This is a genomic window from Martelella lutilitoris (assembly GCF_005924265.1).
Taxonomy (GTDB): domain Bacteria; phylum Pseudomonadota; class Alphaproteobacteria; order Rhizobiales; family Rhizobiaceae; genus Martelella; species Martelella lutilitoris.
Genome location: NZ_VCLB01000013.1, coordinates 48,862 through 54,861, shown reverse-complemented (window position 1 = coordinate 54,861; position 6,000 = coordinate 48,862). Strand labels below are relative to the sequence as shown.

The window sequence follows — 6,000 nt, the reverse complement described above, 5'->3', positions numbered from 1 at the left end:
AACGTTCAGAGTGCAGCTCAAAAGCGTCTGGTCGAAACTGTCGCGGGGCCGGAACATCAATCGATGACGCCCGAAACCGACCGGCCGTCGATAGCGATAGACGGTGAGATGGCGCACCGAAAAAATCGTCATTCAACACCTGAACGAGCGTGCGGACAGTGCCGGGATAGCCCCTTGGGAGCGAGAGCTTCCATCACTTTTCGCTGCGCGCAAGCGGATAGTCCGGCGCGTCGTACAGCATTAGGCGTGAACGTCATAGGGAAACCCATGGGACAGCACTACGGGCCAGCCATCGTCAGGTCCGCTCTGGCAGTATGCGATTTCCAGAATATCGGTTTTGGCGGTCTTCAGGAGACCGAGTTGGCCCGTCATGGATTGTCTTCTCGTGTCGTTTCATCTGCACACCGAGCGAGAATATGGAGCCTGCATGCCCGCGCAAGCGCCAAATCCCGAATTGGTCCTATTTTCTTTTTCGGTCGCAAGGCGACGTTGACGCCTGACTTGAATGCACAGTCAGCCGCCTGCCGATCGGTTCAGTTCATCCCAAACCGCGATTTCTTGCTTCATGCGTTCGAGCCGGTTGTTCATCAAATTCGACGCATTGTTTCCAAGGAAAAACTGCGCCGGCGGGTTTTCTTGGGCAACCAGTCTGAGGCTCGCCTGCGCCAACCTTTCGGCCGTCTCCTGCGGTCTCGGTTTCTGTCTCATTTTAATTTGGCATGAGCGCTCGACGCCGATCGGCGCGATAGGCCTTTGGAATATTTAAAACAGGGGGCTGCACCACGCCGACTGACACCTATGGCAGCAATACTCTACATGTGAGGACTGCCGTCATGAAGGCCGAAGCGGACATCCCCACGACACGGAAGCCTACCGACATCGCAACCGCATCGAACGTTGCTTCAATCAGCTCAAGCACCTCCGACGTCTCGCCATGCGATATGACAGGCGAAGGCGTCACTTCGAGGGATTTGCCGACCTTTTCGCAATCGCCATTTGGAACCGATGGATGTCGACTCGTCCTAAGACACTTCAAAACAAGTCGTCATGCCTGCAGCGGCATGTTCCAGCATGTGGCAATGAAAAAGCCATTTACCCCTGTTGTCGACGACAAATGCGATTTCAATTGTTTGCTCGGGACCAATGAGCGCCGTATCGCGCCATGGCTTGCCAGCGTCAATCTCCGAAGCACTGCGTGAAATCACGCGAAAATGGTGACCATGGACGTGCATGGCGTGCGGCCAGCGTGTGTTGTTGCTTATCTCCACGATGATCGTTTCGCCTGCCTTGGAGGAAAACATCGGATTTTCAGCTAGGTTGGCGATACCGTTGAAGGCCCATACTTGGCCCGTTCGCTGGAAATCGTCCCCATTTTGTTTTTTGCCCTGATAGATGATGTTTGATAGGTCACCCATTGCGCCGCCCGTCATGTCGAGCTTGATGCGCCTTGCATTTTCCAGATCCGGTTCGGGAATTGGGTTGGGTTTGGGCAATTTGGGATCATCCTGGATATTTCCGTTGCCCCTGACCTGGAACGTGGCGAAGGCGAACGGCCGATCACCGGAGACGTCCTCAAGTGCGAAACCGTCCTCTGGTATCACCAAAAGATCCGCTCTTTGTGCTGGCCCAAGCAGGAACGGTTCATAAGTCAAGGTTTCGGCCCGACCCAAGCTCTGACCGTCATAGGCCAATATGCGTGCGCCAAACTTGTTGGGGTCCAGCGCAAAGATGCGGGCATTCGCGGCATTGATAAGCCGCAGCCGGTAGGGTTCTCCCTTGTTCAGTTCGAAAGCTGGCAAGGGTTCGCCGTTGACCGTAATCCAGTTGCCCATGCGTCCGCCATGGGCCCATTCCATCAGACCACCGAAGCTGGCGTTATCCAGGACGCCGCCTTCACCAAGCTGCCAATCATCAATGACCAACGTCAGGTCATGTACCTGATCGAAGAAAGCCTCGTCATCTTCAACAATCAGGGGGCCATAGAGACCACGCCCGACCTGGTTCCAGCTTTTGTTATGTGCGTGGTACCAGAATGTGCCGGCATCCGGCGCCACGAAGTCATATTCGAAGGTTTCTCCCGGCGCGACGGCCTTCTGGGTCAGACCTGCAACACCGTCCATGGGGTTGGCGATGCGAACGCCATGCCAGTGGATGGAACTTGGCTCCTGAAGATTGTTGGTGAAACGCACACGGATAGGCTCACCACGCCGGACACGAATTTCAGGTCCCGGCGAGGTTCCATTATAGGTCCAGAGGTCCGACGCCATGCCATCGTTGCGATAGAGCTTCTGTCTGGATGGACCGGCCGAAATTTCGAGAAAACCGTCCTCTGCAATCGCCGGTCTACCGAACTGTGAGAATGCTGTTGCGAAAGTGACCGCTGAAGCTGATTTCAGGAAATGACGTCTGGTCCAGAACATCTGTGATCAGTCCTTGTTCAAGAGATAGGACGCAATGGCTTCGCGGTCCTGTTTCGTAAGATATTGGGTTCCATCACGGACGACTTCCCCCATGGAGCCGCCAAAGGTATCACCATCCGGCATTACACCGGTTTGCAGGGCGTAGGTCAGATTGCTGACAGTCCAGCCGCCATCAATGAGGGCCTTTGCCGTGATCGGCGGAGACGTTCCGCCGTCTGGCAGACTATCCGCACCGTGTAGGGCAAGCGCAGCCTGTCGGGCCCCGGCAAAGTTGCGTGGCGTATGGCAGGCACCGCAATGGGCCGCGCCCCGAGTAATGTACTTGCCGCGGTTCCATCGGTCCGACCGTGAGGGGTCGGGTTCAAAAGGTTCCAAATCTAGGTAGGCGGCGCGCCAAAGCTTCTGCCCGCTCCTGATATTAAATGGAAATACCAGCGCATGTTCCCTGGATGGCGACGCATCGGCGGGCACTGTTTGGAACGCGGCCCAAAGGTCGGCGAGATCCTGATCGGAGAATTTCGAATAGAACGGATATGGAAAGGCCGGATAGTAGGGCTCTCCCCCCGGAGAAACGCCTCGCCGAACGGCATTGGCGAACTGATCAACGGTCCAGTCACCCATTCCTTCTTGCTTGTCCGTCGTCAGGTTCGGCGTGTAAAACGTGCCGAAATCGGTCTTCAGCGCAAGGCCACCCGCCAGCGGAGGGCCGCCTTGTGCCCGTATTTGTATGACAGGCAATACAGCCTGACATGCGAGCCAGGTAAGCTCCGTGGTCAGGATCTCCTTCCAACTCACCAATGCCCTCTGAATGACCAATTGGCCAAAGCACGACTGCGGCCCAGCCCGCCGTCGCAACGACAACAGCGAGCAAGGCCAAAAGCGCGAATTTCTTCATGCTCAGTTCTTTTCAGCGCGGAATTGCGTGTGGCAGGCCGAGCATGTCTGGGTCAACATGTTGAAGACACCATCGGCTGGCATTTGTGCGAGCTGATCCGTATCCATCATGGTTGCAGCATCGCCCATCATACCATTGCCACCCATGCCGGAACCCATCATGCTGGCCCCCATCGTGGTGGAACCGCCCATCATGTTGTCGCTGCTGCCCATCATATCCGACTGGCCGCCCGTCACAGACGGGCGATCCTCGTGCATCAGTCCGTTATCGGCTGCAGCCGCAAGCCCTTCCGCGTAAACGTCAAGCCGATTTGCATAAGCGGAAAAAGTCTCCCACTCAGACCAGATGTCCGACTTTGCCTCCGATACATCACTGACGCTTCCCTCGGGGAAAAGGGCTGTCAGTGCTTCGCCCGCATGCGATTTGATAACATCGGCGCTTTCTCTTACGGCATTCGCATCGTATTCCGTGTCGCCGCGCATCATGGCGGAAAGCGACTTAATCGCTTCGGACATAGCCATCATGCCGTCCATGCGCTCCTTCACGATGCCTGTTGCACCACCATGGGCGAGCGCAAGGGTGGCGAGACCGGATGTTGCGAGCACGCAACCGGCAAGGATTGTTTGTTTTTTCATGGGATTGCCTCTTGATATGTTGATTGAAGCGGGCTCGGCCCGCAAGCACATGATCAAGAGAAAAGGCGAGGTGGCGGAGTATCGAAGAACAACTCGGCTGCCCGGTAGGCAGGTTCGATATGGCGGGGTACGACAGCCACCGATGGGAGCACGGCAAGCCTGAGTTCGGCAGGAAGCGTTAAGATGAACGCGCCGCAGTGAAGCTCATGATCCTGTGCTGGGTCTGGCGATGAACTGGCGTGTCGATGCCCGGAATCAGCGCTCACGACTGTAAAGCCAGCGTGATGGTCTTCGTACGCTTCAGAATTGTGCGTAAACATGCCGCCTGAAGAAGCAAGGACAAGTGCGGCGAGGCAAGCCAATATTCTAAACGTGCGAATCATATATCCAGTATACAGGATTGCCTCTTACGAAAAAGAGGCAATACGCATACAAAAAGGCTGTCACTGGTCATGCGAATGTTCTTCCTCCAGTGGCGCGAACCACTTTCCGAGATAGAACCTCTCAAACGCCATGACTGCAATTACACTCCCGAAACCGGTTACAACGATGAGCGGGTCTGATTGAAACTTCATGGCCGTGAATGCTGCCAGCACGACGGCATCCGCAATCAACGCGGCAAACAGAACGGCCGTGTTGGCGCCGGTTTCCTCGCGCCGATAACGGTATACGCCCCAGTGAATGATCATATCCATGATGAGGTAGAAATAGACGCCGAGTGAGGCAATCCGGCTGAGGTCGAAAAAGATCGACAGCACGGATGCGATAACGACCGTATAAACGAGCGTGTGCTTCTGGATGGGGCCTGGCATGCCGAAATGGCTGTGTGGAATCAGCTCCATGTTGGTAAGCATGGCCAGCATGCGAGAAACGGCGAAGACGCTTGCCAGCACGGCTGAGGCCGTTGCAACGACGGCCAGGACCACCGTGAGGATAAAGCCGATCTGGCCAAGCGCCGGCTCGGCGGCCTGTGCGAGCGAATAGTCGCGGGCAGCAATAATCTCCTCGATTGAAAGGCTTGAGCCGACAGCGAAGGCGACCAGGAGATAGATGACGACGCATAGCGTGATGGCAATTGCAATTGCCCGTCCGACATTGCGGTGCGGATCAGTGACTTCCGCCCCGCTATTGGTGATGGTGGTGAACCCCTTGAAAGACAGGATGGCAAGCGCCACCGATGCAACAAAGCCGATAACCCCGAAATCTTCGCCGCCCTCAAACGCGCTCGAAAACGCAAAACCGCTGGACCAAAGTGCAGCAATGCCGAACAGGGCGATGCCGCCGATTTTCACAACCGCCATGATGATTGAAAACGTGCCGACAGAGCGGTTTCCGGAAATATTGATGAGGAAGGCGAAGACGATCACAGCGACAGCAAGTGCAGGGATGAGCAGGCCACTTGTAATGTCGAAGGGCCGCAACAGATAGGAGGCGAATGTTCTGGCCACCAGGCTTTCGGCAATCACCATGCTCAAAGCCATCAGCAAGGCCGCACCGCCGGTGATGGCACCCGGGCCGTAACACTTGTTCAGGATCATTGCGATACCGCCGGACGACGGCCAGGCATTGGACATTTTTACATAGCTATGAGCGCTGAGGCCTGTCACGATTGCGCCGGCAATGAACGCCAGCGGAAAAAGTGGACCGGCCAGTTCGGCAATCTGGCCTGTCAGCGCAAAAATGCCCGCACCGATCATTACGCCGGTCCCCATGGCGACAGTGCCGCTTAGGGATATCGAACCTTCTTCATACTGGCTTTGCCGGTCGTCATTGCCCACGAAATAAATCTCTTGCCTTGAAATGAACTCCCTTTGGCAAACCAAGCAAGACCGATGATGTTCCATCATTTGCTGCTATGGCCGTCCACCGGCCATGCGATCCTCCACGTTCTTGACAGAAGTCATTGAACCACAATTGTCCGGTATAATTAGGCGAATTATATACAGAACGAACACGGCGTGGGTGCCATCAATAAGCCTTTTGCCGAGTGTCGGACGGGGAAGACTTGTTGTTCACTCTTAACATTCAGCTATTCTCCAGACGGCGTCTG

The 6,000-nt window shown here is 55.7% G+C and carries 7 protein-coding genes; all 7 read right to left on the bottom strand.

Going from position 1 to position 6,000, the window contains the following annotated elements; all coding sequences use genetic code 11:
• On the bottom strand, window positions 1-132 hold a 132-nt coding region (locus FF124_RS20050), incomplete at its 3' end, for a transglutaminase N-terminal domain-containing protein (RefSeq protein ID WP_281285288.1).
• A gap of 108 nt (window positions 133-240) precedes the next feature.
• Window positions 241-372 carry a hypothetical protein gene (locus tag FF124_RS20935; RefSeq protein WP_281285289.1) on the bottom strand — a complete coding sequence of 44 codons (132 nt, stop codon included), beginning with the start codon at window positions 370-372 and terminating at the stop codon, window positions 241-243.
• A 141-nt stretch (window positions 373-513) separates the two neighbouring features.
• A complete protein-coding gene (locus FF124_RS20655) occupies window positions 514-669 on the bottom strand; it encodes a hypothetical protein (protein ID WP_187327018.1) in 156 nt (51 codons plus the stop codon).
• Between the two features lie 353 nt (window positions 670-1,022).
• A complete protein-coding gene (locus FF124_RS20040) occupies window positions 1,023-2,420 on the bottom strand; it encodes a multicopper oxidase family protein (protein WP_138750257.1) in 1,398 nt (465 codons plus the stop codon).
• A gap of 6 nt (window positions 2,421-2,426) precedes the next feature.
• Complete coding sequence (locus tag FF124_RS20035; RefSeq protein ID WP_210237514.1) at window positions 2,427-3,215, bottom strand: c-type cytochrome; 789 nt, start codon at window positions 3,213-3,215, stop codon at window positions 2,427-2,429.
• A gap of 102 nt (window positions 3,216-3,317) precedes the next feature.
• Window positions 3,318-3,950, bottom strand: coding sequence for a c-type cytochrome (locus tag FF124_RS20030; RefSeq protein WP_138750256.1), 633 nt, complete (start codon window positions 3,948-3,950; stop codon window positions 3,318-3,320).
• Between the two features lie 443 nt (window positions 3,951-4,393).
• Window positions 4,394-5,728: an APC family permease gene (locus FF124_RS20025; protein ID WP_246072602.1), complete on the bottom strand. Its 1,335-nt coding sequence runs from the start codon at window positions 5,726-5,728 to the stop codon at window positions 4,394-4,396.
• Window positions 5,729-6,000 lie beyond the last annotated feature (272 nt).